23 protein-coding genes are annotated in these 26,741 nt (G+C 39.3%); 9 read left to right on the top strand and 14 right to left on the bottom strand.

What is annotated here, in order from left to right:
• Positions 1–28 precede the first annotated feature (28 nt).
• Complete coding sequence (locus ACFE6N_RS12140; RefSeq protein ID WP_378936764.1) at positions 29–892, bottom strand: DUF5677 domain-containing protein; 864 nt, start codon at positions 890–892, stop codon at positions 29–31.
• 79 nt (positions 893–971) lie between these two features.
• Positions 972–1,745, bottom strand: a complete 774-nt coding sequence (locus ACFE6N_RS12135) for a DUF2971 domain-containing protein (RefSeq protein WP_378936762.1) — start codon at positions 1,743–1,745, stop codon at positions 972–974.
• Between the two features lie 245 nt (positions 1,746–1,990).
• On the opposite strand from ACFE6N_RS12135, the gene ACFE6N_RS12130 reads away from it, so the two are divergent.
• Together ACFE6N_RS12130 and ACFE6N_RS12125 are read left to right on the top strand one after the other, a co-directional pair.
• On the top strand, positions 1,991–2,398 hold the full coding sequence (locus ACFE6N_RS12130; protein WP_378936760.1) for an EVE domain-containing protein: 408 nt from the start codon (positions 1,991–1,993) through the stop codon (positions 2,396–2,398).
• A 245-nt stretch (positions 2,399–2,643) separates the two neighbouring features.
• Positions 2,644–3,228: a hypothetical protein gene (locus ACFE6N_RS12125; RefSeq protein ID WP_378936758.1), complete on the top strand. Its 585-nt coding sequence runs from the start codon at positions 2,644–2,646 to the stop codon at positions 3,226–3,228.
• On the opposite strand, the gene ACFE6N_RS12120 is transcribed toward ACFE6N_RS12125, so the two are convergent.
• Together ACFE6N_RS12120 and ACFE6N_RS12115 are read right to left on the bottom strand one after the other, a co-directional pair.
• On the bottom strand, positions 3,218–4,408 hold the full coding sequence (locus ACFE6N_RS12120; RefSeq protein WP_378936756.1) for a sodium:proton antiporter: 1,191 nt from the start codon (positions 4,406–4,408) through the stop codon (positions 3,218–3,220). The two genes, ACFE6N_RS12125 and ACFE6N_RS12120, sit on opposite strands and share 11 nt — an antisense overlap.
• A gap of 70 nt (positions 4,409–4,478) precedes the next feature.
• On the bottom strand, positions 4,479–5,000 hold the full coding sequence (locus ACFE6N_RS12115; RefSeq protein ID WP_090500110.1) for an acyl-CoA thioesterase: 522 nt from the start codon (positions 4,998–5,000) through the stop codon (positions 4,479–4,481).
• Positions 5,001–5,751: 751 nt separating this feature from the next.
• Between ACFE6N_RS12115 and ACFE6N_RS12110 the strand changes: the two genes are divergently transcribed.
• Positions 5,752–7,044, top strand: coding sequence for an IS1380 family transposase (locus ACFE6N_RS12110; protein WP_378936753.1), 1,293 nt, complete (start codon positions 5,752–5,754; stop codon positions 7,042–7,044).
• A gap of 1,290 nt (positions 7,045–8,334) precedes the next feature.
• On the opposite strand, the gene ACFE6N_RS12105 is transcribed toward ACFE6N_RS12110, so the two are convergent.
• Genes ACFE6N_RS12105 through ACFE6N_RS12095 form a run of 3 tightly spaced genes read right to left on the bottom strand, consistent with a single transcriptional unit; the run spans position 8,335 to position 13,135 of the window.
• Complete coding sequence (locus tag ACFE6N_RS12105) at positions 8,335–10,782, bottom strand: outer membrane beta-barrel protein (RefSeq protein WP_378936751.1); 2,448 nt, start codon at positions 10,780–10,782, stop codon at positions 8,335–8,337.
• Between the two features lie 35 nt (positions 10,783–10,817).
• Positions 10,818–12,713, bottom strand: coding sequence for a M56 family metallopeptidase (locus ACFE6N_RS12100; RefSeq protein ID WP_378936749.1), 1,896 nt, complete (start codon positions 12,711–12,713; stop codon positions 10,818–10,820).
• A 32-nt stretch (positions 12,714–12,745) separates the two neighbouring features.
• Positions 12,746–13,135 carry a BlaI/MecI/CopY family transcriptional regulator gene (locus tag ACFE6N_RS12095; protein WP_090981802.1) on the bottom strand — a complete coding sequence of 130 codons (390 nt, stop codon included), beginning with the start codon at positions 13,133–13,135 and terminating at the stop codon, positions 12,746–12,748.
• Between the two features lie 279 nt (positions 13,136–13,414).
• Here ACFE6N_RS12095 and ACFE6N_RS12090 point away from each other — a divergent pair, with 279 nt between their 5' ends.
• The 4 genes from ACFE6N_RS12090 to ACFE6N_RS12075 all read left to right on the top strand — a co-directional run bounded on the left by ACFE6N_RS12090 (position 13,415) and on the right by ACFE6N_RS12075 (position 16,630).
• Complete coding sequence (locus ACFE6N_RS12090) at positions 13,415–14,065, top strand: FadR/GntR family transcriptional regulator (RefSeq protein WP_378936747.1); 651 nt, start codon at positions 13,415–13,417, stop codon at positions 14,063–14,065.
• 4 nt (positions 14,066–14,069) lie between these two features.
• Positions 14,070–14,903: a sulfite exporter TauE/SafE family protein gene (locus tag ACFE6N_RS12085; RefSeq protein WP_378936745.1), complete on the top strand. Its 834-nt coding sequence runs from the start codon at positions 14,070–14,072 to the stop codon at positions 14,901–14,903.
• A gap of 11 nt (positions 14,904–14,914) precedes the next feature.
• Positions 14,915–15,316 carry a DUF1634 domain-containing protein gene (locus tag ACFE6N_RS12080; RefSeq protein WP_378936743.1) on the top strand — a complete coding sequence of 134 codons (402 nt, stop codon included), beginning with the start codon at positions 14,915–14,917 and terminating at the stop codon, positions 15,314–15,316.
• Between the two features lie 102 nt (positions 15,317–15,418).
• Complete coding sequence (locus ACFE6N_RS12075; protein WP_378936741.1) at positions 15,419–16,630, top strand: ATP-binding protein; 1,212 nt, start codon at positions 15,419–15,421, stop codon at positions 16,628–16,630.
• Between the two features lie 89 nt (positions 16,631–16,719).
• Here the strand turns inward: ACFE6N_RS12075 and ACFE6N_RS12070 are convergent, their stop codons facing one another.
• Entirely contained in the window at positions 16,720–17,574 is an 855-nt protein-coding gene (locus ACFE6N_RS12070; protein ID WP_378936739.1) for an NAD(P)-dependent oxidoreductase, read from the bottom strand.
• 172 nt (positions 17,575–17,746) lie between these two features.
• On the opposite strand from ACFE6N_RS12070, the gene ACFE6N_RS12065 reads away from it, so the two are divergent.
• The gene (locus tag ACFE6N_RS12065) at positions 17,747–18,850 is read left to right on the top strand and encodes a DNA alkylation repair protein (protein WP_378936737.1); all 1,104 of its coding nucleotides are present in this window, start codon (positions 17,747–17,749) and stop codon (positions 18,848–18,850) included.
• Here ACFE6N_RS12065 and ACFE6N_RS12060 read toward each other — a convergent pair.
• On the bottom strand, positions 18,839–19,297 hold the full coding sequence (locus ACFE6N_RS12060) for an NUDIX domain-containing protein (protein WP_378936735.1): 459 nt from the start codon (positions 19,295–19,297) through the stop codon (positions 18,839–18,841). The two genes, ACFE6N_RS12065 and ACFE6N_RS12060, sit on opposite strands and share 12 nt — an antisense overlap.
• Before the next feature lie 110 nt (positions 19,298–19,407).
• Between ACFE6N_RS12060 and ACFE6N_RS12055 the strand changes: the two genes are divergently transcribed.
• Positions 19,408–20,067 (top strand): transposase, encoded by a 660-nt coding sequence (locus ACFE6N_RS12055; RefSeq protein WP_378936733.1) that lies wholly within the window; start codon positions 19,408–19,410, stop codon positions 20,065–20,067.
• 198 nt (positions 20,068–20,265) lie between these two features.
• On the opposite strand, the gene ACFE6N_RS12050 is transcribed toward ACFE6N_RS12055, so the two are convergent.
• From ACFE6N_RS12050 to ACFE6N_RS12030, 5 genes are all read right to left on the bottom strand, one after another.
• Positions 20,266–20,457, bottom strand: a complete 192-nt coding sequence (locus tag ACFE6N_RS12050) for a hypothetical protein (protein WP_090499394.1) — start codon at positions 20,455–20,457, stop codon at positions 20,266–20,268.
• A gap of 70 nt (positions 20,458–20,527) precedes the next feature.
• Positions 20,528–22,612, bottom strand: a complete 2,085-nt coding sequence (locus tag ACFE6N_RS12045; protein WP_378936731.1) for a glycoside hydrolase domain-containing protein — start codon at positions 22,610–22,612, stop codon at positions 20,528–20,530.
• A gap of 915 nt (positions 22,613–23,527) precedes the next feature.
• Entirely contained in the window at positions 23,528–24,037 is a 510-nt protein-coding gene (locus ACFE6N_RS12040; protein ID WP_378936729.1) for a DUF2911 domain-containing protein, read from the bottom strand.
• A gap of 274 nt (positions 24,038–24,311) precedes the next feature.
• On the bottom strand, positions 24,312–24,935 hold the full coding sequence (locus ACFE6N_RS12035) for a class I SAM-dependent methyltransferase (protein WP_378936727.1): 624 nt from the start codon (positions 24,933–24,935) through the stop codon (positions 24,312–24,314).
• Positions 24,936–25,012: 77 nt separating this feature from the next.
• The gene (locus ACFE6N_RS12030; protein ID WP_378936725.1) at positions 25,013–26,713 is read right to left on the bottom strand and encodes a sodium:solute symporter; all 1,701 of its coding nucleotides are present in this window, start codon (positions 26,711–26,713) and stop codon (positions 25,013–25,015) included.
• Between the last annotated feature and the right edge of the window lie 28 nt (positions 26,714–26,741).

Below are 26,741 nucleotides of genomic sequence, written 5' to 3'. Positions count from 1 at the left end.
GTTGTTAAGGATTACAAGACTAGTCCAATTATTGAAAGGTCGTTTTGCTATCTTTCTTTTCTAAAACACGGAACAACAAGTTTAATGCTTGCCCTCTATTTTTATAGGAATAATCCCAGATGTCCTTTATATCGTCTGAATAAGATATAAGAGTAAATGATTCATGAATGAGCATGCCGAGATGTAGTAAAATGCATGAACTCTCTTTATATAATTTCTTTTCTAATTCATCTTTCTTGCTAAAATCAAATTCTGGATCGAATGTGCCAACTTGATAAGTACAGCCATATAATGAACCATGAAGAGCCTCGGAAGCATCAGAATAGTATTGAATCTTATTAATAGTAAAGAACGCATCCATAAACTTACCCCATTCTTTTAATACCCCGATTCGTTGGTACAATGTTTTTTTTGTCCAGTTCAAATTTGGTTTTGTTTCAGAGAAAACCTCAAGTGCTTCTTTTACAATAGGAATTTCTTTGAATTTTGATTGTTTATCCTTCCTTGCAGATATATTCTGTATATATAAATCTAAATCATCCGCAATTCTATAACTGTCTATATTATGATATTGCTTGTAGATTGGATGTAGAATAAATGCCCGATACTCATGCTCATCGCAAACTCCAACGTAACAAAAGTTGGTTATTGTTTCCATGAAAGCACGAGCAAGCATTCCCGCTTGCGTTGTGAAAGAATCCGTTTGACTAGCCAATTGAAGAAGCGCAGCACCGGTCTGTCCACAGCTTATTAATAGAACCCCTGCTTTAGCAATTCTTTCATTTTTAATTTTCGGAATAACTTCTTTCAAAAGCATTAGCTCAGATCCAAAGAAACTTATAGCTTCGTGGTGATAGTTTTTAAGGTCATCAAGCGTATATGTAGATACCATTTGTTAGTGATTTTTGATAGCGACTAAACCACATCTAGCGCAAGTCTTAGCTTGGGTGCAATACCTTGTTAGGATTAGATTATCTCCAAAATGCTCTGGAATAACTAGTTCCATTTTTATGTTTTTCAAAATGTACTTTATATGTTTTTCCAAGACTTATTCCGTAGTAAACTTCGATGTCAGTATTATTACATACAGATAATATTTTTTGGTCAATATCTATGTCAGCTCGTGAACCAATATAAATAGCTTTAATAAATTTTCTGTCAATTGGTATAAACTCCGTGTCCTTATCGCTTAAGAAAACAATTCGGTGCTCACTTTCATATTTCCATTCGGATTGTTTGTTAAACATGATTTTTTCGACTTTCAAGTTAATGTCGTCAAGCCCTTTAACTATTGGCGGTTCGTCAGAATAATTTACCTTCCAAAAGATAAGGTACCCTTTTAGAGTTTTTAAGTATTCAAATAGTTCTGGTTTATATTCAATACAAATCCCTTTGTGGTTGTTGGTGTAATGTGACCACATTAAGTTATTATCATTTTTCTCCGTAAATGAACATAAAGCAATCGTCTGTGCAACAGAATTTCTTTGCTGTTGTTCTGTGTACCACGTATAACCATCGTGTTCTATCGCGTGTTTTTTCCAATCTTCAAAATCTTGAATAGAAGAACCTGGATTATTTTTATAATATTCTTTTTCGTGCCCCTCTGCTAAAGGGTCTATGTCCAAATTAAATTTAAGTTCATAAGGGTCATTAAGATTAAAGGCAGAAGACAGCTTAATTGTAGCTTCATCTCCAATAAGTTTATCTATTATGTCTTCTGAAGGTATTGTATAGAATTTGAACATTGGTTACTGTCACTAAAAAATACTGCCAACTCTTAAATATACGAAGCTAAAATCCTTTAAAACATTTTATTAAATATGGTCTAAAATATAAAATTAATTTTAACCAACATTACTGGAAACCATAATTACACATAATTAAGTATACCGCGTTATTTACGTTATCGCTTATCTCTCCAACCTATTTCCTAATCCATTCCCTTTTCTTAGTTTTGAGGGTAAAATAATCGAAATAAATACAAAGCAGCATGAACCATTGGTTAGTAAAATCAGAGCCTTTTAAATACAGTTGGGGAAAATTTAACGAAGATGGCCGTACCTTTTGGGATGGTGTGCGTAATTACCAGGCCCGTAATAACCTAAAGGCCATGAAAGAAGGCGATTTGGTGCTTTTTTACCACAGTAACGAGGGTAAAAACGTAGTGGGTATTGCCAAAGTTGTAAAAGAGTTTTACCAGGACCCTACTACTGATGATGCGAATTGGGTGGTGGTAGATCTGGCTCCGGTAGAAACGTTGAAGAACCCGGTATCGTTAGAGCAGATTAAGGCTGAACCAAGCTTAGCTGATATTTCGTTAATCAGACAGGGGCGTTTATCGGTCATGCCGCTTAAGGCTAATGAATTTGATAAGATATTGGAAATGAGCGCTGATTAGTTTGGAGTTGGAAGTTGTTAGTTTGGAGTTGATTTGGAGTTGAGAGTTTTCCTGCTGAGCGCCTAATGCTACGTAGTTAGTTTGGAGTTGGGAGTTTTTAGTTTGGAGTTTTCCTACTGAGCGTCTAATGCTACGTTTTAAAGTTTTCAGTCGGCAGTTTACAGTTTTCAGTTGGGATTTTTCAGTATGCAGTTAGCAATTTTCAGTTTTTATGAATAGTTTTATCTACAATTAACATCCTCCTTATGAAGTTTAAAATCATTGCAGCGATCATGATCCTGGCCGCTTGTCTGTTCGTAAGCGAAAGCAGGTCGCAGGGAATTAAGCCCTACATTGCCATTGTAAAAACGAAAGCCGATGTTGTAAAAGGGGTGCTGTATAAAGTAGATTCTGCCAGTGTAGTAATGATTGTTGACGGTAGTCCCGTTACTTTACCGGTGGACGAGATTAAGACGATTAAAATCAGAACTCCGAAAAAGGAGGCCAGTATTATTCAGTTTTTGAAATATGACCCCTGGAATGCCGATAATTATGAAAAACGGGCAGATGGCGCCATCGTTCGGAAATGGGGAGAAAAAGACCCGACATTAGGCGAAGAGGTAGGCGGACATGTGGTTGCAACCGTAGTCAATATTACCGGTAACATTATCGCTGCACCTATACAAGCGATTAATCCGAGTATTGCAAACTTTAAAATTAATGGCGATGCATCAAAGTATGCACAGCATAAAACTGACCTTGATTATTTCTCGGTTTATTATCAGCAAAATACCAACCCAATTACCGAACTACAGAAAATAAAAACAATTTCGGCTTCATTTAAACCGTAGGTGTTTCTTCGGGTTTATTTTTGCTTAAAGTAATACCCAAAGTCATTACCAGGCTGGTGCCTAACACTACCAAAAACAGGAAAGAAGGGCCAACCTCCGCAATTTTAAGCGATTTAGGCAGGTTAAAATAAAGTAAAATACTGATTAAACCACGTGGTGCAATATAACCGATTGGGCTAAGTGCGCCATTTTTAAATACCTTTAAAAAGAAAAACCTAACGGCGAAAATGGTTAGCAAAATGAAAAAACCATTGGCGAGTACAGGTTTATCGTTCAGCTCGCTAATGTTCATGGTAAAACCAAAAATAACAAAGAAAAACGTTCTTAAAATAAAGGCACTTTCGGCAGAGAGCTGATAGAGTTGCGATAAATCTGCAGAAAGGTTTTTATACAGAAATACACCCCTGAACCATGCATTCTGGATGGTATCGGCATTGTTCAAAAATAATCCGGTACTCAAAATCAACACCAGTGACGATAAATGGTACGATTGCCCGATGGCATAAACCAGGATGAGTATCGAAATAATGAGGAAGAATTTAATATGGTGTACCAGTTTCCCCATTACATAAAGCAGTACCACGCAGGCAATGGCCGATAATAAAATAATTAAAAAAGTGCTCAGGCCTAAGCCTATAAAGGCCGATGTGGTAATGGAGTGGTTGGTAATGGCAAAGTTGAAAATGATAATGCCAAGGATATCGGAAAAGGAAGATTCATAAATGACAAATTCCCGGTCTTGTTTCCCCAATGCAGCAGCAGAGGGGATGGCAATGGCCGAACTGATGACACTAAAAGGAATGGCATTGGATATACAGGTATATAAATCTTTATGCGTAATCTGGTAGATAATCAGCGTGATGATGGATGTTGTGGCGAGTAGAATGGTTAATGCAGAGAAGAAAGCACTTTTGATGACTTTATTTTTTTCGCGGTCGTACTTCAGTTCGAGCGAACCTTCAAAAACAATGAGGATTAAACCTACAGTACCGAGTGTGGGTAAAATAGAGAGGAAATTAAAGGTTTGTATTTTGAGGTAATCGACCAGGAAACGGAGGCCAATGCCCAGTAACAACAGCAATAAAACAGATGGTACTTTGGTTTTACTGGCCACTAAATCAAACAGATAAGAGAAAATAACTAATCCGCTTAAAATAATAAGTATGGTGTAGGTTGTCATATTTTTCAGCGTAAGGTAAACACTAAAGTAAAACAATCAAACCAAGCAGAAAGGAATTTGTTGAAAAAAATTACGCTTTAAAGAAAAGTGCCTTGAGTTCGCTGGCTTCATCAGGACTCATTTTTCCGCCTAAAACCAAGCGTAATTGCCGGCGGCGGAGGGCGCCATCATATAAATCGATTTCCTCGGGCGTTTCCGGAATCAGTTCGGGCACAGGGATGGTACGTGCACTCTGATCAAGCGCTACAAAGGTATAATAAGCTTCGTTACTTTTTTGGCGTGCACCACTCGGAATATTCTCTGCCCATACATCTAAACGAACTTCTACCGAGGTGTTAAAAGCCCGGGTTACTTTGGCTTCGATGGTAATGACATCTCCTAATTTAATGGGCTGTTTAAAAGAAACATTATCAACCGAAGCGGTAACTACGATACGGTTGCAGTGTTTTTGAGCCGAAATTGCCGCTGCAATATCCATCCAGTGGAGCAAACGCCCACCCATCAGGTTATTTAAGGTATTGGTATCGTTGGGTAATACCAATTCGTTCATGATGGTAAAACTTTCTCTGGCAAATTTCTTTTTTAAACTCATTTAAGGGCAAAAGTAGTTAAAATGTTATTAGAAATAGATTCTGGCGCTAGGAAATCGCTTTTAACTTTTCGCTGTGAATTCTTGCTCTTTGTGCACATGTTTAAGCGTTATGTTTGCCACGGAAGCACGAAGACACGGAAAAATTTTAATCTCCTCCGTGATTTCTGTGTTTCCGTGGCTATAGTCAAAAAAGATTGCTTCACTCCAACGCGAAGTCCCTTTCTTCAGTTCGCAATGACGGAGTCATGTTCCCGCAGATCAAATAGATTTTCGCAGACCGGAATTTATGTTTCCTTGCTAATTTGTGTAATTATCCGACCTCGTTGATTCATATTCGGGATTAGTTTTTAGCGTCATGCTAGGCTTGCCTTAAACAACCACAGCCTGGAGCGAAGAACGCGGTCAATCCCAAGTGGTGGGGAAATCAAAAAACAGGTGCACAAAAGAAAAGACTGCACTACCAAGCCTTAAACGCAGTGGTTTTGTGTTTCATAAGTGATATTTAAATTCTTCTGAAAATTTGAACACAAACCCCGGAGGGCTCAATCAGCCCATAGAAAACGTAAACAAAAACTGATTAAACGAAGCGCCGCTGTTTTTTTGATGTGCGAAGGCTGTGCGGGCCACCTTGCTGGATCCGATAGTTCCTAAAATCCGCAAGTTAGGAAAAAAAATGCTGCAAAACTTTGATAAACAATGTTTTGCAGCAAGGTAATATTCACTTAAATTAGTGTTGACCAATATTACTGCTGTGAAAATAATAAATTCAGACCCAATATCCGCTTTCGGAGGCATAAATTTTGTTTTTGATTACTTAAACAGATTGGAAATCGATAAGCTCTGCCATGCACATCTGCCTGGCGTTGCTGCCCAGAGCAGGTATTCCTGGAAGGATGTCTTCTACTCTCTCAAATCTGTTTTTCTCTGTGGCGGCGATTGTGTAGAAGATCTCCATACCCACTTGCGGGGTCATTTTACAGACAGTCCCTATGTCAGGCTTGCAAGTCCCGATACTGTTCTGAGAAGGCTCTCCGGGCTGGCCGAACAGGCAAGAACCTGTGCAACCAAGCGGGGGGCGGTCACACATCAATACTGTACCAACCGGACCCTTGAAAACTTCAACCTTGAAGTCCTAAAAAAGATCGGGGTCCTTGACTCTGGTGAACTTACCCTTGATTATGACAACACGATCATTTTCAATGAGAAACAGGACAGCCAAATGACCTACAAAAGGGATTATGGCTATCAGCCGGGTGTCTGCACGATCAATGAGCAGTTTATACTTTATATCGAAAACAGGAACGGGAATTCTGATGCAAAGTCATTTCAAAGGGATACGCTCGGGAGGATTTTTGATCTACTTGAAACAAAGAAGGTAAAAAAGATCAGAAACTTCAGGGCAGATGCAGCATCGTACCAGTATGACGTGGTTGCCCTCCTGGAACAGAAAGTGGAACATTTTTACATAGGGTGCAGAAACAGCTATGTCGAGAAATATTTCCCCCAGATCCGTAACTGGAAAGTGATGGAGGACAGAGATGGCCCGCTGGAAGTAGGATACATTGACATCCTTCCCTTTGCCACTCAGGCCAGGGAACAGGACCGGCAGCCGCAGACATACAGGCTGGTTGCCAAAAGGAGATTGAAAAAAGATGGCCAGGTCGACCTGATCACCCAGGATGCCTATGGATATAGGGGGATCCTGACCAACGACTTCGAAACGGATACTGTAGCCATTGCCCGTTTTTATGGCCAGAGAGGAGGCATGGAGCGGCAGTTTGATATCCTCAAAAATGATTTTGGATGGAACAACATGCCTTTTTCCGCATTGGACAAAAACCTGGTTTTCCTATATCTTACAGCGGTCTGCCGAAACATATACAATAAGATCATTGATTATTTTTCACAAAAGGTAAAAACGCTGAAGCCATCTTTCAGACTAAAAAAGTTTATTTTCAGGTTCATCATCCGGCCGGCCAAATGGGTCAGACAGGGCAGACAGCTAAAACTGAGAATCTACTCGATGGATCACCGCTACCCATAGGTTCAGCAACAAAAAAAGAAATAATAGCGCCAATATGTTACCTGGTATATCGCCGGGAGGAGATCTCATTACCGTTTTTATGCCCAAAACAGAATTTGGATCCCAGATCTGTTCGAAAATTCAAATCAAAAATGAAATTGAGGCTAAAAATATAATTATCGGCGAATAAAATCAGGTGATATTCATCTTTATAAATTAGTAATATTTAGATTACGACAGACATGCGGATTTTAGGTCTTCATCGGGGCTTGTGCTGGCGACCTCAAAGCTTTGACGAATTTATCCGACATCAGATCCAAGCCTTGATTTTTGGTTACCTTTTTATCAAGAAAAAGGTAAGAGCCCCTCGGCGGCGGTGAGCCGAGGCAAGCCAGAGCAAAGGGCAAAACTTCCCCAACCCCTCCTGTAGGAGGGGAGCTCCCACCCATAGTTATAAAACAAAAATTATCCCTCTTCACCTCATACCACCGCTCCACCCCCTCTACAAACCCCTCAAAAAACTCCTTATAATACCCTTTAATCACCTGCACCTTAAAAGGGAAAGGACTAAAAAAAATTCTATTCATAACCACCCCCGCCCCTCCTAAATCAAGAGGGGAGTTCCCCTCATAGTTTCACAATGATCAATACACGAATATTGTTTCCACACCATACTATCTGCACCCTGCTACCCGGCCTCGCAGATTTCCGCCGGAAAAAGCACGAAAATCTTTGCAGTTCCCCTCATAACCCCACAGCCCAAGGCAGGATCAAAGCGAGCGCGGTGGAACAAAGCAAGGCCTAAGAGCCTCGATGCTGCCGCAATTAAGATTTCCGTAGCTTTTTACAAGGAAGGATGCAAGCCTTTCAGTTATGCCTTTGTGTTTGTTATTTTTAATGGCAGGCATGCTTTCGCTGCGCTCAGGTTTGTTTCTTTTGGGCCAAGCCAAAAGAAAGAGCCTTTCGGTGGCTAACCGAGGCAAGCCCGAGCTGAGGTATAAATCGCAGATTACCCATAGTAGTAAGATTGCTTCGTCGGCTGAAAAAGCCTTCTCGCAATGACGGATTTATTGATGGGACAAATACCATATTAGAAACTATCTTACACACCCTGCTGCCTGCACCCTGCTCCCCGGCCTCGCAGATTTCCGCCGGAAAAAGCACGGAAATCTTTGCCTTCATACACCACAACCCAAGGCAGGATCAAAGCGAGAGCGGAATTTAACCTATTGCTTCTGCCCTTCTTTCAAAGACTGCTTCCCCGAAAATCAGGGGCAGTCTGTACTTTATAATTACGAACGATCTAAAACCTTAATTCTTTACCCTGTTCTTCTCTGCATCGGCACCAGAAGATTCGTGTTTTTCAGGAGAAGAAAAAGTCTTTCCAAAGCGATAGCTATAACTTAAAACAAAGTTCCTGGAATCTTGCCTGTTTCTCCAACCAGCTTCTGTAGCCGCAAGGTTATTAATTATCCCATTGTAGATCCGGGTTCTAAAAATGTCATTTGCAGTTAATTTCAAAGTACTTTTAGCCGAAAGCTTTTTCTGCACTGCTGCGCCAAAATCATGCACCGAGGCCAGCAAAAACTGAACGTTTGAAAGTTTACTCTGATAGCTCATATTCAGCTCTGCATTCCAGGTAGGACTGATTTTAAACTGTAGATTAGGATTTGTTCTAAAATAACTACCATTGGTCACCAAAAAACCAGTATAAAAATCTGTTTTTGAGGTTATTTTGCCAAACTCTAGATAGGCATTTAATTTTGCCCATTTCGTAATGTCGATTTCTGCATTTACCGAAACATTGGCTACCCTTGTTTTGCCTACATTGGCTGGTCGGCTATAATAGGTGCCATTTAAAATTTCGATGGTTTCATTCACTTCATCTCTCACCCAGCTGTAACTAAATGTTGTCGTAATCTTACTTTTGTAGGTATGAGAAAGTTCGATGCTTTGTGTAAAAGAGGGTTTTAAAAACGGATTACCAACATAATAGGTAAACTTATCCAATGGAGAAAAGAAGGGATTAAGGTCCTGATAATACGGACGATCGATTCTTCTTCCGTAATTCAGTCCGAGTTCGTTATTACCTACTGTATCAAGTTTATAAGAGAAATAAAGCGTTGGAAACAAACTGTTATAAGTTCTTTTAAAACTGGAATCAGGTTTAATCAGATTCCCCAACTGATGCCCGTTAGAAACCGTGTTTTCATACCTCAAGCCGGCCTGGAGCGAAAACCGCTTCCCCTCCCTGCTCATGTTCAGGTAAACCGCATTGATATTCTCCTGATATAAAAAGTGATTGCTCTTCTGATAATCAGCACTCGTTTTTCCATTTGCGGTATTAGCGTAATCGGCAATATTATCCGTTTTGGTATAAGCAGTTTTAACTCCTGCATCCAGCTTCCATTTGTTTTCCAAGGGATGCGAATAATCCATTTTAGCAGTATAAATATCAATATCTGATGGTAGATTCCCGCTCAAAACATCCTGGTATTTTAAAGCTCCGCCGGGTAGGTAACTAAAATTATTATAGGTCTGATCGGTTTGATTACGATAAAGCAGATAATCTGCATCAAAGGTTAATTCACGCCCCGTCTGCTTAAATTTATGTCTGTAATTTAAGTTTACACCTGCATTCTGGTACTTGATCTGATCGATATTTTCAGCCTTGATTATCGAATCTAACTGCATGGAGGCATTAGATAAATTACTGGTATTGTTGTTCACCTGTTTGGAAATCCTGTTCATGCCGGTAAGTACTACACCCCATGCGGTGCGTTCTGATGCGTAATAATCAAGCCCGGTTTTCAGGTTAAAGGTATTGCCATGCCTGCGGAAATAAGAATTTTGATTAAAATAGGATTTGGCACTACCATCAGCATTTTTATATTTCCGGTTCAGATCAAGATCGGTAAAGCTGTTATTGAGGTTGTAGCTCAGGTTTCCAAAAACGTTAACCTTGTCTTTTCGGTAATTAAAGTTGAAACTATTATTCGAACGGCTTAATTCGCCCTGGTTTAAACTCAGATTAACCCCACCGTTAAACCCGGCGGTTTTGGTTTTCTTGGTTTTAATATTAATTACACCGCCATTGCCGGCAGCATCGTATTTGGCTGGTGGATTGGTCATCAGTTCAATCTGATCAAGCGATGAGGAAGGCAAGGAACGCAAATAGTTCTCCAGATCCGAACCCGATAAATAAGTCGGTTTATCATCAACAAAAATAGTCACCCCATTTTTGCCTTTTAACGAAATTACCCCGTTCTGATCTACATTTACGCCAGGCGATTTGCTGAGCACATCCAATGCCGTTGTACCCGCATTCGAAATCAAAGCATCCACATTAACAACCGTACGGTCTATTTTTCGCTCTACAAAAGCTTTTTGTCCCGAAATGGTTACCTCTTTTAAATTGGTTGCTCCCGTTTTGATTTTAACATCTGGCAATGTAATAACCGACTGGCCTGCTGTCAGCACTAATGTATCAGTTTGGTATACGGGCGATCCGACCACTGATATTTTAATCAGAAATTTTCCATAACCGGGCTGATCAAAACTGAACAGTCCATCCTTTTCAGTGAAAGTAGTTTTAACCAATACAGAATCTTTGAGTAGGGCCACTGTAGCAAATTCTATATTTTTTCCTTCGGCATCCAATACACGGCCATAAATTCTGGATTGAGGGGATTGGGCTTGGGCAAAGGTTAGGGCAATATTCATCCATACGGCTAAAAAAGCCATGAGCTTAAATTTCATGATGTGAATTGGATTAGCGCTTTTAGAAATTGATTTTAATTATTTTCAATCATGAAATTATACATCAGCGAGTGTTTATCATTCTTTAAAAAGCGCTTTTTGTACTTTTGCTGGACTTCGGCATTTTGTTTCACACCGTTTACAATCAGCTCATCTTTATTGAGTTTATATGAAAGTTTATTGGTGCTGCTGATGATGCCATCTTTCATCAATTCCTGATTGATTGCATTGGTATAATCATGTCCATCGCCATTGGTTACCGTTTTTGAGGTAACTGTACGCTGTGAGCTGGTTTTAGTGTTACTTCTTTCGCCATAAACAGCTGGAGTTTGTGGGGTTGGAGGCATAGCAGGGACAGCAGGTATAGCTGGTACTGCATATACAACTCCGGGTACTTTTGGTGTTTTAGGTACTTTTGGTGTTCTAGGCGGGCGAGGAATCCCTGGTACCATCGCATAGCCATATGATTTATACACTTTAGCCGAATTTTTGTATTCTTTCGCATCTTCAATAGCTTGTTTGGCATCTTCAATAGCTTGTTTGGCGTCAATGATGGCCTGCTTCCTGTCATTTTCGGCTACTTTAGCATCAATAACGGCTTGCTTCGCATCTTCCTGCGCCTGCCTTACATCGTTCTGCCGTATTTTTTCATCCGCTTGCCTGGCTTCTTCATCAGCAAGTCTGGCCTTTTTATCTTCTTTAGTTTCTGGCAGCTGCTGTTTTTCATTCATCCTTTTTAGCTCGTTGTCAACCTTTGCATTGATCTCTTTTTCCATTTGGTCTGCAGATTTTCCTTCTGTAGCTTTAGCTTTTTTCCTGGTTGTATCCTGTAGCGTAACAATTGTTGTGGATGTTTCTTTTCTGGTAACGGTTTTTGCATGGCCAACGCTTTTAAAAGCGGCAGTACAAACCACTACTGATACCAGGGCGATGGTTAATATCGTTTTTTCCATTTTGTTTAAAGTTGAATTGGTATTGAATAACATCCTGCTTGCTCTTTGCAGCAGGTTACCTTTAGTCCCGCTCATGGCCATAGCATAAGCAGGTGCACGCTGCTTAAACTCCTGACACACAATAAGGGCCTGAACGTAATTTTTGCGATCGTTTACACAGGCGATGGCCAAATCATCGCAGCAATGCTCGCGTTCTGTTTTTATTAATTGCGATACCCAAAGTACCGCCGGGTTAAAGAAAAATATAATTTCGATTAAGCTTTGCAATATATTCACCAGGTAATCTTTCCGTTTAATGTGGGCCAGTTCATGAGAGAGAATGGCTTCTACTTCGGCATTGGATAAACCATTGATCAACCCCAAAGGAATAAGGATTAAAGGTTTAAAGTGCCCCACTACCAGGGGTACCTGCGCAATACCCGATTGCATTAGCTTAACCTTTTGTGTTAAGCCTAGTTTTTGGGCGAGTTCATCTAATTTTTCATCCCATTTTTTACCCGCCGCATAGATTTTATAATTACGCAAATGATAAACACCGTTTAAGCCCACCATTAACCGGATACTTTTTCCGCAAATGATCAGGAACCAAACCAATACGATCTGATAGGCATAAGCATTCCACAAAGAGAAGATGCGATTGATTCCTGAGTACATGTCGTGCTGTACTTCTGTAACGGCTTCCTGATCTGCAATTACCCTGGGCAAGTTAATTCCAACCTGATGAGCGGCCTGCGATTGTGTATGATTAACCGGCTGCTGAAGCTGCTGATAAAAAGTGTATCCTATTGCCACAACAAAGAAACCTAAACATAAGGTAAGCAAGTTATAACGCCATGTAGCACTTGCCTTGCGGGAGGTAAACATTACCAAACCAGCTAACAAAGCTAAAATTACACCAAGCCACAAAGAGTGGAACAAGGTAGCACCCAGGGCATGAAGCCAGTTTTCGGGTAAAAGATTGATTAATTTAAATTCCATTATGGTGGTTCTGTAGCTTTTGATCTGGTTAATTATTCCATGCTATCCAATAGCCGCTTAATCTCTTCTATTTCCTTTTTTGATGTTTTTTCATTGCCCAACAGCTGCATCATCAATTTCGATGCAGAACCTTTATACAGGGTGTTTACGAAACGGTTCAATAACTGATCTTTTGTTTTTTCCTCTGCTTCAACCGGAATATAAATGTGTTTCATTTGGCTTTCATCACGCTTTAAAATTCCTTTTTCAGCTAAAATTTGCATCTGTTTCAAAGTAGAGGTATAATTTACCTCTCTAAGTTCATTCAGCTTATCGTTTACAAACCGAACGGTCGAAGGTCCAAATTCCCATAACACCTGAAGAATTTCAAGTTCAGCTTTGGTTGGTTCGGGAAGATTATTTTCAGCTTGATTACTTTTCATATTTTAAAGGTACGATAAATTTCGTACGATACAAACATTAGGTAGTTTATTTTTTAAAAATTTATTTAAGTAATTGTTTTTAAGATAATTAAATCAATGCAGTTTCTTCATTAAGGCATCACAAGTCTTTTTTTCCTGGATTTGTTTAGTGTAAACATTAACATTGAGATATTTTAAGCAGAGCATACTAGCGGGCTAAAAATAAAATGATCTAATCCAGACACAAAACATCCGATGTTTAAAATAAACATCGTATGTTTGTATTGTTGATTTCATATTATGAAAAAAGAAAGCAGACTTTTTGAACAGGTGTCTACCAAAATCAGGAAAGACATTAAAGAAGGTAAATTTAAAGTAGGAGAAAAAATTCCTTCTGAACCAGCGTTAATGGAACTATATGGTGTAGGCCGCTCTACCATCCGGGAAGCTATAAAATCACTCACCTTATCAGGAATACTCACAGTACAACAGGGTTTTGGAACAAAAGTGAATGCTACCCCTTCAGAGCCTATTGAGCAGCGTTTGCGAAGTGCTGATTTTAAAGAAATCAATCAGGTCAGGGCTTTGCTCGAGCAGGAAATTGTTCGCCTGGCCAGTAAAAACCGTACAGAATCAGACCTGAAATCCATTAGCGAAGCACTTGAAAAAAGAAAATCTGCCATTGAAAAAGAATCGAGAACTGACTGTGCCAATGCTGATATCGCATTCCATCTGGCTATTGCCCGCGCATCTGGCAACCATGTACTGAGCGATCTTTATGAAAGCTTTACGGTGATCATCCGCGATTTTTTTGCTAAACGTGCATCTGCCGGCATCACTCATTTCGCGATGAGCCACCACCTGCATGAGGCATTGTTTGATGCCATAAAAGCTGGTAACCCGGAAGCGGCCCTTTCCATAACCACTACCATTTTGAACAATAACCATTAATATCATGACCATTTTAACTTTTACCCTGATCTTAATACTCGGCGCTTACCTTGCCGGACTGATTGGATCGCTAACGGGCCTCGGCGGAGGTGTAGTCGTAATCCCCTTACTTACCCTTGTTTTTCATGTTGATATCAGATATGCCATCGGAGCTGCATTACTCGCTTCTATAGCCAATTCATCTGGCGCCGCAAGTGCATATATAAAAGAAGGGATTACCAATATCCGCCTGGGGATGTTTCTGGAAATTGCAACTACCTTAGGTGCAGTACTTGGTGCAGTAATTGCTATTTATACACCTACCAATACCATCGCCATCCTTTTCGGCTGTGTTCTGCTTTTTTCTGCCGCAATGACCTTAAGAAAAAAGAATCAGGAAGCTTTAACAGAAGGCAGCAAACTTTCTGCCGTATTAAAACTCAATAGCAGCTATCCCACGCCAACCGGCCCGGTTAATTATAAGCTTAAAAATGTTGGCGCCGGCTTTTCCATCATGACGGTAGCAGGCGTAATGTCGGGTTTGCTTGGGATTGGTTCGGGCGCATTAAAGGTACTGGCGATGGATACAGCCATGAAAATTCCTTTTAAGGTAAGTACCACCACCAGCAATTTCATGATAGGTGTTACGGCAGCAGCCAGTGCTGTAGTTTACCTGCAACGTGGTTACATGGATCCGGGAATTGCATTCCCTGTAGTGCTTGGCGTATTGGGCGGGGCTTTTACAGGCGCTAAATTATTAACCAGAATCAATCCTTCCACTTTAAGGATTATTTTCTGTATCGCCATTACTTTCGTTGCACTGGAAATGATTTATAACGGCTATCATCACAAATTTTAAGTTAAAATAAAATGAAAAATATGATCTCAACTCATCTTATACAAGACCGCGATGTAGAAAAAATTGTAGGCAAGCTATTAAGGTTTGGCGTAATTACCGCAAGCCTGGTGGTGTTATTGGGCGGCCTGCTTTTTTTGGTACAGCACGGAGCGCAAAGCCGGCCCGACTACCACATTTTTAAAGGTGAAGAAACCGACTTTATCACCTTTGATGGTATTTTTAAAGGACTTTTTACTTTTAAACCAATGGCTATTATCCAGTTTGGGGTATTACTTTTAATCATCACACCAATTTTGCGGATTATATTCTCGCTGTTCGCTTTTATATTGGAAAAAGATAAACTCTACGTTGTGATTACTTTAATTGTACTAGCCATAATTTTAGGCAGCACTTTTGGCGGATTAAATATATAGCCTCCCATATTATACGGTATACATGAAACTTTTTAATTTTTAAATAAAAGTATACGGTATAAAAGAAACTTTTTGTACTTTTGGTAAAAGTATACGATATACATGAAACTCATAAAAAGGCCAACCTATACAAATCGGATTATACCGTTTATCAATAAACAAGTAATTAAAGTACTTACTGGTCAAAGGCGGGTAGGTAAAAGTTATGTTATGCTTGAGTTGATTGAAAACATAGAGGCCACCGATGAAGATGCCAATATTGTATACATCAATATGGAGGTGGATGATTTTTCGCGCATTAAAACACATGAAGATTTATCTGCTTACCTTAAAGACAAATTCCCGTCAGATAAAAACAACTATTTTTTTATCGATGAGGTTCAGGAAGTAAAAGAATTTGAACGGACTTTACGGAGTTTACTGGCAAAAAATACCTGCGATATTTATTGTACGGGTAGCAATGCCAATATGCTTTCTGGTGAACTTGCTACTCATTTATCAGGTAGGTACATGGTTTTTCAGATCCATGCTTTAAGCTTTCTCGAATTTCTTGAGTTTCATCAACTTGAAAATAAATCAGACTCACTTATGCTTTATCTTAAGTATGGGGGAATGCCATTTTTACCAAATATTGGGCTGGAAGAGAACCTACCATACGAATACCTTCGAAGTGTTTACGCTACAATATTGCTCAAAGATGTTGTAGCCAGAGAGAACATCCGTAATGTCTCCTTTTTAGAAAATCTGGTTACCTATCTCGCAGATAATATGGGGAGTTTATTTTCCGCCAACAATATCAGCAAATATCTAAAATCCCAAAAGGTGGATATTTCTACACAGCTAACCATAAATTACCTACGGGCATTAAGCAATACTTTTTTTGTTCATAAAGTTCAGCGCTCTGAAGTGGGCGGGCTAAAAATATTTGAAATAGGAGAAAAATATTACTTTGAAGATTTAGGCCTCCGAAATGCCATTATCGGTTTTAATCAATTGGCAGATATCCATAAATTAATGGAGAACGCAGTTTACTTACACTTAAGACAACAGAACTTTAATGTTTTTGTGGGTAAACTCGGCGACAACGAAATTGATTTCATGGCAGAAAAAAACGGCAAAAAGATGTACATACAAGTTTGCCTGACCATACAGAGTGAGAACACTGCGACCAGGGAATTTGGAAATCTTTTAAAAATAGAAGACAACTATCCAAAATATGTTATTACTTTAAATGATATCCTACTTGGGCAAAACAAAGACGGTATAATACAGAAAAACCTGCTCGAATTCTTATCTCAACAGAGCGATAACTAACATAGTTAGATTAAATTATTCAAATACAATAACCATAAGAAAGCATCAAAACTTCCTATGGTTATTCCTTTAGCATTAAAAAGCGCTCTTTACTCTTTAACATGTTTAATTACGGAAATCAAATCTTCCTCTCCATATTTGGCGGTTGCTGCCTCAAAAGTATGTAACGCGGTTTTGGCCAAAGGTGAATCAAGTCCGATTGCTTTGGCCAGGTTTAAATCTTTTACAATATGTTTAAGGGCAAAAGCAGGCTTATAGTTATCGGCTATAATGGCATCGCCTTTAATTTTGGTGAAGGTGTTAGCTATAGCGCCATTATTGAGCAGATTAAGCAGATCTTCAGTTTTAATTCCCTGCTGATTGGCAAATACTACCGTTTCAGCCAAACCCTGGGTATACAAAGCCAGTAGTGAATTAATGGCCAGTTTAGCCACATTACCTGCACCAGTATCGCCCAGGCGTACCGCCATTTTACCTATTTTTTCGAATATAGGTTTTACCTGCTCAAAAGCAGCTTCATCACCCCCCACCATAATCACCAGCTGACCGGTTTCGGCCTGTTTTACACTTCCAGAAACCGGTGCATCTAAATATTGTGCTCTTTTTTCTTTACACAGCGTGTTCATTTTTTTTGAAATAGCAGGAGAAACGGTACTCATATTAATGATGATTTTGCCTGAAATTTCTGCGCTGAAAAGGCCTCCTGCTCCGTTAAAAATCTGCTCAATGGCAGCATCATCAGCTACCATAATAACTATCACTTCAGTAGCTTCGATCAACTCTTGGGGTGTTTCGGCAGTTGATGCACCCATTTCTTTCAAAGCAGTTTCTTTATCCTTACTCCTGTTATAAACGGTAACTGCGTAATCAGCTTTTATCAATTGTTCTGCCATTGGGATTCCCATATTGCCCAAGCCGATCCAGCCTATTTTTGTTGTGTTCATGTCGTTGTTTTTATGATAAACAAATGTGGTAAAGAAAAAGCTGAAATTATTTAGCAGTTGGTAAAAATACTACCGCAAAATGATTTATTTCGAGTTACAAGAACCAAAATACTAATAAAATTAGTAAATTGGTCGCTAATAAAATTGGATAGCACAAAAGCAATTTGCAAATATGGCCAGCCTACTGAAAGATTTATACTCTCCTGCTTTTTACGATCGTTTGAGCAATGCCTTAGCGATTAGCATTCCAAAATTTGATAAAGGGAAATTTATTAATGCGGTTTTTACCCCTGAATTTGAATCAAAGGAACTTAAAGAGCGGATGAAACACACTTCGAAGGTATTACATGATTTTTTACCCGAAGAATATCTACAAAGTATTGAACTGATCAAAAAAACAATTACGCAATTAAGGATCCAGGGAATCGGAGAGGACGGACTGGCTTACATGTTCCTGCCAGATTATATCGAAACTTATGGCATACACGATTTTGAAAACTCAGTTAATGCGCTTGAGTTTATTACCCAGTTTGTAAGTTGTGAGTTTGCAGTGCGTCCTTTTATCTTAAAATACGAAAATGAGATGATTTTAAGGATGCAGCAATGGTCGCTGCACGAAAGCCACAAAGTAAGAAGACTCGCCAGCGAGGGCAGCAGACCGCGTTTACCATGGGCCATGGGTATTCCCTTTCTGAAAAAAGACCCGACATCCATTTTACCGATACTGGAAAATCTTAAAACAGATCCATCAGCATATGTAAGACGGAGTGTTGCCAACAGCTTAAATGATATTGCAAAAGATCATCCTGAGGTTGTTTTAAATATGGCTAAAAACTGGTCGGGTTTGGGTGCCGAAACAGCTGCAATTATTAAACACGGCAGCCGTACATTACTTAAACAAGGCCATGCCGATATCCTTAAACATTATGGTTTAGATGATGCAGGGATTTTATTAAAAGACTTCAAAATCTTAACGCCCCAAGTCAGGATTGGCGAAAGCCTGGAGTTTTCGTTTACTATTCTTAATAGCAATCCTGCTGAACAAAAAGTGAGGCTGGAATACGCCATTTATTATAAAAAGCAACATGGGCAGAACACTAAAAAAGTATATAAAATTTCGGAAAGGATTTATCCTGCCGGCGCAACAATAAACATCATCAGGAAACAAAAATTTGTGCTGATTACCACACGTAAATTTCATTTGGGCGACCATCAGATCTCGATCATTATTAACGGTGCAGAAAAGAACATTTTAAACTTTGACTTAACAGCCTAATTTTGATTTCAATTCGTCAAGCAAAGCAATCTGCTTTTCGTTAATATGTGTAATGGCATCGCTATAACCGAACCACCCAGCCCGGTCTATTTCGGCAAAACTTTTCCTCTTACCAGACCTTGGCGGCCATTCTATTTCGAAGGTGTTGCTGACAATGGCTGAGGGGTCAAGGTCGCCTTCAAACGCCCAGCACCAAACTTTTTTACCTCCTTTCTGCATAACAGGTGTTAATTCGATGAAATTGCCGGTCAAACTTTGACCTGTTTCCTCTTTAAATTCGCGGATTGCTGCGGTTAAAGCATTCTCTCCTTCATTTAATTCTCCTTTGGGCACAGTCCAAAATCCAAGATCTTTTTTGGCGAAGAATGGTCCACCGGGATGAACCAGAAAAAATTCTATCTGCCGATCTTTTCTCCTGAAAAGTAGTATTCCTGCGCTTTGTTTCATTATCTTAAGTTATGAATTGTATACAAAGAAGTCAAGTTTTTGAAACTTGACTTCTTTAAATTTGAATCAATATGATTTGACGCTATTAAAAAAAATCAATAAATTCATTTATGCCAATTAATGAGAAATACATTGAAGATTTTACTGAAAATGGATTTATGCACATTATATGTAAATCCATTAGTGGGTCGAAATTATTTAAAAATGATGATAATAGGCTTTATTTTCTTCTCAAATATTCACAATACTCTACTGGATATTTAAACACCTATGCTTATATCCTATTGGATAATCATGCTCACTTCTTGATAAAAAATACAAGTTCAGATGAGCTTAAATCATATTTGAAATCTTTGAGTAAGGATTCGTTAAAAACACACCAGAAAAGATATTTAGCTAATGAAATATGCTATAGCGAAGCTGTTGAATTTCAAATGAAAGATTTCTTCATTGCTTATGCTATGGCATTTAATAAGAAAAATAACAGATCCGGATCTTTATTTGTAAACCCTTTTCGAAGAGTAAGAATTATTGACGAAATTCACTTACACCAATTGGTTATATATATCCATGCAAATGCACTAAAGCATGGTATCTGTAAAGAATTTAAAAATTACAAATGGTCATCCTATCAAACTATATTATCTGAGAAAAAGACAATTTTGCAAAGAGAAAAAATATTAGATTTTTTTGGTGGTAAAGATAGCTTTGTGAAACAACATCAAATTCAAAGTCAGTACTTCTACACCAACAATTATCAAATCGAATAATCGCTATAGAATTCAAGACTTAAGCTTTATTATAAATTCAAAGCTAGTATCATATGCCTCAGCTATTTATTATACTATTTTTATACCTAAAGAAGTCAAGTTTTTAAAACTTGACTTCTTTCCATAAAAAAGCAGCCGACCTTTATTAAGTCTGCTGCTCTATATCATCTGTTATGTGTAGTTTTTTGGGAAGCGTTTTTACAACAATCCGTAAAGGCCATGTGCATAATTCCTTAAAGAGGATGATACCGTCTTCATTTTATCCGGCGATGGGCCTTTTACTTTATAAGCTTCCGGATGAAGTTCTAAAGGTTGTTCGTTAACTTGTTCTAATGTGTTTCTATTGCTTAATGTAGCATGTTGCTCTTCGCTTAATTTTAACGGTGCCATGATCTTGAATTTATACTAGAACAACAGCAATAATGGGATTTAGTTTGCCATATTTAGTTAATTTTTTAAATTATTTTTCAAGACTTGAAATCCAGTTCTCCGTATCTGAAATTTTAACTGGCATGGCTGAAGCAACGATTTTCAGCACCCCACCTGCATTGATATCTTCCTGCGTGATAAAGTTCTTTTTATAAGGCTTTCCATTAAGAAAAACAGCCTTGATATATTTATTTTTGAAGTTAAAATTTTCGGTTTGGATGGTAAAGCTCTTTCCTTCTGGCAAGTTATAGGTTAACGATGGAAACAAAGGTACATTCAGATAATAAATAGGCCAACCTACGCAGGCAGGAGAAAAACCACTTGCTGCAAACACGTACCAGGCGCTCATCGCTCCGGCATCGTCGTCCATGGTGCGCAGATAGGCATTTGGCTGGTTTCTGTAAATTTTGCCAATGTAACTTCCAATTCCACGGCTATTGTCATTAAAGTAATTCTGGATAACGGTATCAGCCGCCAGTTGGTCCATCCAATATTGCGATTTATAACCAGACTTAGTCACATTATACATCAACGGAACCTGTAAATCCGGTTCATTGGCATGATTGTATAAATCGCGGGCAAAAAATTCATCAAGTTTCGCCATATAAGATTCCTCCCCTCCATCTAGTTCGATCAATCCTTTGAAATCATAAGGTACGAACCATCTATATTGCCAGATGGTACCCTGATATAAACCACGGGCCTGCATCCGGTCCACATCATTTTTGGTCATATCTTTAAAATCCTTGTTCCAATATTTTTTGTATTCCAGCGCCTTGTTAAGATAAAAATCAGATTTTTCCTTATGCTTTAAAATCTTAAATATTTCTGCAAGTGCCCAGTTATCATAACTTGACTCTAAAGCTTTATCCGGCGACCTGTAATCCAAACCATTCACCTCTTTCACCAGTGAATCAGCTATTTTCCCAAAGTCAACCGGATAACCTTTACGGTAAGCATCAAGCAAAACCACAATGGCATGTTCAGACCGCACGGTGTTTGAAGGCTCATGCTGTCCGGCGTAATCCTTTTTACCCGAGTTGTACAGATCTGCAATAGAACTTACCATTCCGGCATACCGATCCTGCTCAATAATTGAAAGCAAAGGTAACTGCGTACGGTAATTGTCCCAAATGGCCCAACCGTTGTAGCGAATCTCTTTATCTTTCTGAATTTCACCCTTTGTATTGCGGTATGTACCATCAGCTTCAGATATGACATATGGCGATTGCATGGTACGGTACAAAAGCGAATAAAAAAGCTTTGCACTCTCCAGATCGCCATTCACAGCAATTTTGGAGAGATTTGCATTCCAATCGGCTTTGCTTTGTTCTTTTACAGTAACGAATGAATTTTTATTGATAGAGGATTTTGCTGCTTCAACACTAACGGCAGAAAGAGCGATATTGATTCCTGTTGAAGTTTCCTCTCCTTTCAGCATGGCAATCATTTTATGATCACCGGTTACCTTCCACGATACATTATCGTCAATCTCCATATAGTAAAACAACTTATATTTTCCTGCTCCACAAGTTGTTTTCGAGCTAATCCACCCGCTCACGGTATTGGCGTTTACTTCGTGCGCTTCATCTACAAAAGCACCGTTAAAAGCATAAGCCAGGTCGATATAAAACCCTTTTGCTCCTTTCGGAAATTGATAGGCATGTTTACCTGCTTTACCCAATACGGTAAAACTGGCTTTAATTTTATTTTCAAAACCAACTTCATAATAACCTGGACTCGCTTTTTCAGAAACCTTAATCAATTCAGACGCCGCCGGATCACTACCTAAAAATGGTTTGATAAAGATATTGCCACCCGAACCCTGACAGCCCACTCCTTCAAAACGATTGTGGGTGAAGCCTTCAAATTTCCTGGCCAGGTATTCGTAACCGGTATGCGTTTTTGGGTAAGTCTGCGGACCTATACTCAACATACTGAAAGGCGCGGAGGCAGCTGGCGACATCTGTCCGTGATCGCCAGAAGACCCTAGAAAAACATTCACCTGATCAACAGGTTTTGCAGTTTTTATGGAAAAAAGTTGCGCCTTTTGCTGTGCTAAAACGTTTAACGAAAGAAGCGGCAATAAGACCAATAGTTTAAAGGAAAACTTCATTATTTGTGTTTATTTTTAAATCGGCCTAAAATAGCACTTTAATAAGAAGTAGATATTATGTTTTAGGTTCGTTACAAAAGGGTAGAAAGGGTAAGTATAGTTTACTGAACAATAAATATATGATGATTTGGAGCGCAATGCCTGTGCACGGCAAGAAGTTTCTTCCCGTTTTCCGCTTTTACGCTTCGCTGCCTCGTACCTCGTTGCTGCAGGGTATCGCTGCAACCGGGGCTATATGGCTATTACAGCATTCCATTTTTTAGGTTGCAATATGTACAAACCTTTGTTCGTAAACCCGATAGAAATGTAAAGCCCGGAGCGCAGCGAGGACTTGAAATGAATAGCGGGACTATCAGCCTCCAAGCACCACAGGTCACTCATTTCCGAACTCAAATATGTTATTGAGTATTTATTGCTTGTATAGATAATCTATCTATTGGTCTGTGCAGACACAGACCAGGGAATAAAAACACTAAATTTCTTCCCATTTTCCGTTTATACGCTCTATTGCCTCGTACCTCGTTGCTGTAGGGTAAACGCTGCAACCGGGGCTATATGGCTACAGTAGCCTTTCATTTGTTGGGTTGCGGAGTGCACAAACCTCTGTTCCTAAACCCGATTGCAGCGAACACGAAGTGCAACGGAGTAAAGCGCAAAGCGGGGCTGCAAACCTCCAAGCACTACAGGCCACTCATTTCCTAATCCTAAACACAAATATCATGTAAAGCACAAGCCCCTACACGACCAGAAGTTCCTTTTCCTGAACTCAATTACAGTGAACACGAAGTGCAACGGAGTAAGCGCAAAGCGGCCTGTTAACCTCCAAGCATTGCTATACGTTCATTTCCCGAAAAAAAGGACAAAAAAAAGCCGCCCAAGTATTAAACTGGAACGGCTTTCAAGAATTTAATCTAATTATTTAATACTTACCGGAACAGAAATTTTATCCCATTCTAAAGCAAAACCGCTTTTGGTAATTTTATAAACCAAACGTTCTTGTGTTGCTTTTAATGCTTTGGTTTTAACATCTACACGTAAAGCATCTTTAGCTTCTTCATATTTGTAGGCACCCCATTGTTTTGGTTCTTTGTTAAAAATAGCGGTCCAGGTTCCGCTTTCTTTAGGGATTAAAAAGAAGCTGTATTTTCCTGCTGCCAAAGGTTTACCCTCTACCATGATATCTTTATCGGTTTCGAAAGTGGTAGCTTCATTTGCACCAGCGCGCCATACTTTATCAAAGGCTTCTAAACCGCCCCAGATTTTACGACCTTTTACCGCCGGACTGCTGTAGTTAATCGTAATGGTTGCACCTTTAACTTTTCCTGTTGCAGTTGCCGCCGGACTTGGTTTAGGCTGCGCATCTTGTGCCATTGCACTCACTGAAATGGTAATTGCCGTAAACAGCAATGTGATTGATTTAATCATCGTTTTCATAGTATTATATTATCTGTTTCTGTTGTTTTATTTTACGAATTTATGGCTTTAACACGATAAAACAATACCCTTGAATAAATTGATACGGGAATGACGGTAAAGGTCAGGTATCTATGGTAGCTTAATATATTGTCCACGAATTTAAGAATAGGCCTTTACGATCAATAAACAAGAATGGGTTTACTCAATGCTTAAAAGCGAGTCAGAGACGCTTATCCATTCTCTAATCCGTAGCGCCACGCCATTTCCGGATGTTGAAGGAGGTTTATTTCTTTCTCCCAACAAATCTGATTACCGAACCTAGTCCGTTATGAAACAAGCCTTCATTCAGTTCAATTTCTTTTTCTTCCAACACAATGATCTCGTAATCTTCGAAATCAGCCTTTATTTCTTCCATCGAAAACAGCATATCAATTTCTTTCGGCCCACCAATTTTTTCGTTTGCTGCAATATAATGAAGGTGTTTCTTGCTAAAAGCTTCGAAAATAACCAAACCGCCCTTGCATAGATAATGGCTTAGTGTTTTATGATAGGTCGATTTGATTGACGAAGGAAAGTGTGCATAAATCAAAGCAATCGCATCAAACTGCCCAGCTTTATAGTTAAGATCCTGAAGTTCGCCCACCTGATAATCGATGCTAACCTGATTGTGAATGGCGAGTTGAATAGCCTTGTTTTTTCCTTCAGTACTGATATCAAAGGCCGAAACTTTCCAACCCAGTTTAGCCGCAAAAACCGCATTTCGGCCTTCGCCTTCTGCCGGAAAAAGTATCGTTCCGGTACCCAAAGGTGTCAATTGTTCTTTTAAGTAATTATTCGGTTGTTCCCCGTAAGCAAACTCATTGGTACTGTAGCGGTCATTCCACCTATCAACCCAGGCATCATCCATGTCGTTATTATTTAGAAAATAAGGTATTAAATTTCCAGGCCTGCGCCCAGGGAAAAATATCTGCTTTGCGTAAAAAATCAGGCTGATTTGCCAGTCGCAACTTTTTGATTTGAAAACAACAGAACGATTATTGAGCAGATGATTACTGCGGCCGCGCCAATTACATTAAGCCAAAGAAATGAAACTATATCAAACCTATAGATTGCTACAACGGCAATTTCTGATAAGATAGCCGAAATAAACACATTTGGCCCGTTTATCTTTTTCAAATAAAAAGCCACTAAGAAAATGCCCAGAATTGGTCCATAAAAAAGTGAGCCCAGTACATTAACGGCCTCGATTAACGAACCCATTTGTGTAGCAAACATGGCTACTGCGATTGAAAAGATACCCCATGCTAAAGTATGCAAACGGCTATATTTTAATTCCGTTTCGTCATCTACTTCTTTTTTACCAAAAATAAGGTGTACATCTTTTAAGGAACAGGCAGCCAGCGAATTTAATGCGGCTGAAATAGATCCCCAGCTGGCCAAAAATATGACAGCGAAAAGCAGACCGATCATCCCCACCGGAAGTGTATTTTTCACAAAGTACAGAAAAATATAGTTGGTATCGGTTTTCTCTGCATTGTAATTTGATTTATTAATGGCTTCTTCTACCCGGCTATGTAACTCTTTAACCTGTTTTTGGGTTGCTTTAAAATTTGCTATGGAAGAATTTAGCGTTGGCGATTGCTTTTCTTTTTCCAGAAGAATATTTTTTGATTGCTGGTTAAATTTCTGTGCTAAGGCCTGCTGTTCTTTTTCAAAAGCTGCGGCCTGCCGTGGCTGAGTTTCTTTTAAATGCTGATAGGATCGTTCGTTAAAATAAATCGGAGCCGGTTTTAAAGAGAAAAAAGCAAATAATAATGCGCCGATTAAGAGGATCGCAAACTGCATCGGGATTTTAACCAACCCATTTAACAGTAATCCCATTTTGGCATTGGTATTATCTTTCGCCGTAATGTACCTTCCAACCTGGCTCTGATCTGTGCCGAAGTAAGAAAGCGCCAGAAAAAACCCACCGATTAAACCGCTCCAGATGTTGTATTTATCCTTCCAGTCAAATTCTGTGGTAATTACATTTAACTTTCCGGATTTTCCGGCCAGGTAAAGCGCGTCTTTAAAACCGATTCCTTCAGGCATATTCTGCACCAAAAGGTATGCAGCAAAAGCCATGGTGCCTAAGATGATCAAAAACTGTAACTTCTGTGTATGCGCAATGGCCTTTGCACCACCCACGTAAGTATAAATCAATAAAATGCCCCCGGTAAGGATATTGGTTAAATAAATATTCCAGTTTAACACACTGGAAAGGATAATACTTGGTGCATAAATACTGATGCCGGTTGATAATCCCCGCGAAAACAGGAACAGCAATGAGGTTAATACCCTTGTTTTTTTGTCAAAGCGGTTTTCTAAATATTCGTAAGCTGTATATACATTTAACCGCTGGAAAATGGGAATGAAGGTAATGCAGATCACGATCATAGCCAAAGGCAGGCCGAAATAATACTGAACAAAACGCATACCGTCGGTATAGGCCTGCCCTGGCGCTGACAAAAAAGTAATGGCGCTGGCCTGTGTGGCCATAATACCAAGCAGCACAATATACCAGGGCATTTTATTATCTGCCTTTAAATAGGAGGCATTGCTTTTCTGCCCACGACCAATAAAAACGCCATAGGCTACCACGGCAAGCAAAGTGAATATCAATACGGCCCAATCGATATTACTCATGCCCAGAATTTGGTAAACAAATAATAAA

It is taken from the genome of Pedobacter sp. BG31 (assembly GCF_042464845.1).
Lineage (GTDB): Bacteria > Bacteroidota > Bacteroidia > Sphingobacteriales > Sphingobacteriaceae > Pedobacter > Pedobacter suwonensis.
This window is presented reverse-complemented; position numbering and strand designations above follow the sequence as displayed.

Excerpts from the sequence above, each read along its gene's own strand:
- ACFE6N_RS12140 (WP_378936764.1), bottom strand. The coding sequence starts at position 892 with ATGGTATCTACATATACGCTTGATGACCTTAAAAACTATCACCACGAA.
- ACFE6N_RS12135 (WP_378936762.1), bottom strand. The coding sequence starts at position 1,745 with ATGTTCAAATTCTATACAATACCTTCAGAAGACATAATAGATAAACTT.
- ACFE6N_RS12130 (WP_378936760.1), top strand. The coding sequence starts at position 1,991 with ATGAACCATTGGTTAGTAAAATCAGAGCCTTTTAAATACAGTTGGGGA.
- ACFE6N_RS12125 (WP_378936758.1), top strand. The coding sequence starts at position 2,644 with ATGAAGTTTAAAATCATTGCAGCGATCATGATCCTGGCCGCTTGTCTG.
- ACFE6N_RS12120 (WP_378936756.1), bottom strand. The coding sequence starts at position 4,408 with ATGACAACCTACACCATACTTATTATTTTAAGCGGATTAGTTATTTTC.
- ACFE6N_RS12115 (WP_090500110.1), bottom strand. The coding sequence starts at position 5,000 with ATGAGTTTAAAAAAGAAATTTGCCAGAGAAAGTTTTACCATCATGAAC.
- ACFE6N_RS12105 (WP_378936751.1), bottom strand. The coding sequence starts at position 10,782 with ATGAAATTTAAGCTCATGGCTTTTTTAGCCGTATGGATGAATATTGCC.
- ACFE6N_RS12100 (WP_378936749.1), bottom strand. The coding sequence starts at position 12,713 with ATGGAATTTAAATTAATCAATCTTTTACCCGAAAACTGGCTTCATGCC.
- ACFE6N_RS12095 (WP_090981802.1), bottom strand. The coding sequence starts at position 13,135 with ATGAAAAGTAATCAAGCTGAAAATAATCTTCCCGAACCAACCAAAGCT.
- ACFE6N_RS12090 (WP_378936747.1), top strand. The coding sequence starts at position 13,415 with ATGAAAAAAGAAAGCAGACTTTTTGAACAGGTGTCTACCAAAATCAGG.
- ACFE6N_RS12085 (WP_378936745.1), top strand. The coding sequence starts at position 14,070 with ATGACCATTTTAACTTTTACCCTGATCTTAATACTCGGCGCTTACCTT.
- ACFE6N_RS12080 (WP_378936743.1), top strand. The coding sequence starts at position 14,915 with ATGAAAAATATGATCTCAACTCATCTTATACAAGACCGCGATGTAGAA.
- ACFE6N_RS12075 (WP_378936741.1), top strand. The coding sequence starts at position 15,419 with ATGAAACTCATAAAAAGGCCAACCTATACAAATCGGATTATACCGTTT.
- ACFE6N_RS12070 (WP_378936739.1), bottom strand. The coding sequence starts at position 17,574 with ATGAACACAACAAAAATAGGCTGGATCGGCTTGGGCAATATGGGAATC.
- ACFE6N_RS12065 (WP_378936737.1), top strand. The coding sequence starts at position 17,747 with ATGGCCAGCCTACTGAAAGATTTATACTCTCCTGCTTTTTACGATCGT.
- ACFE6N_RS12060 (WP_378936735.1), bottom strand. The coding sequence starts at position 19,297 with ATGAAACAAAGCGCAGGAATACTACTTTTCAGGAGAAAAGATCGGCAG.
- ACFE6N_RS12055 (WP_378936733.1), top strand. The coding sequence starts at position 19,408 with ATGCCAATTAATGAGAAATACATTGAAGATTTTACTGAAAATGGATTT.
- ACFE6N_RS12050 (WP_090499394.1), bottom strand. The coding sequence starts at position 20,457 with ATGGCACCGTTAAAATTAAGCGAAGAGCAACATGCTACATTAAGCAAT.
- ACFE6N_RS12045 (WP_378936731.1), bottom strand. The coding sequence starts at position 22,612 with ATGAAGTTTTCCTTTAAACTATTGGTCTTATTGCCGCTTCTTTCGTTA.
- ACFE6N_RS12040 (WP_378936729.1), bottom strand. The coding sequence starts at position 24,037 with ATGATTAAATCAATCACATTGCTGTTTACGGCAATTACCATTTCAGTG.
- ACFE6N_RS12035 (WP_378936727.1), bottom strand. The coding sequence starts at position 24,935 with ATGGATGATGCCTGGGTTGATAGGTGGAATGACCGCTACAGTACCAAT.
- ACFE6N_RS12030 (WP_378936725.1), bottom strand. The coding sequence starts at position 26,713 with ATGAGTAATATCGATTGGGCCGTATTGATATTCACTTTGCTTGCCGTG.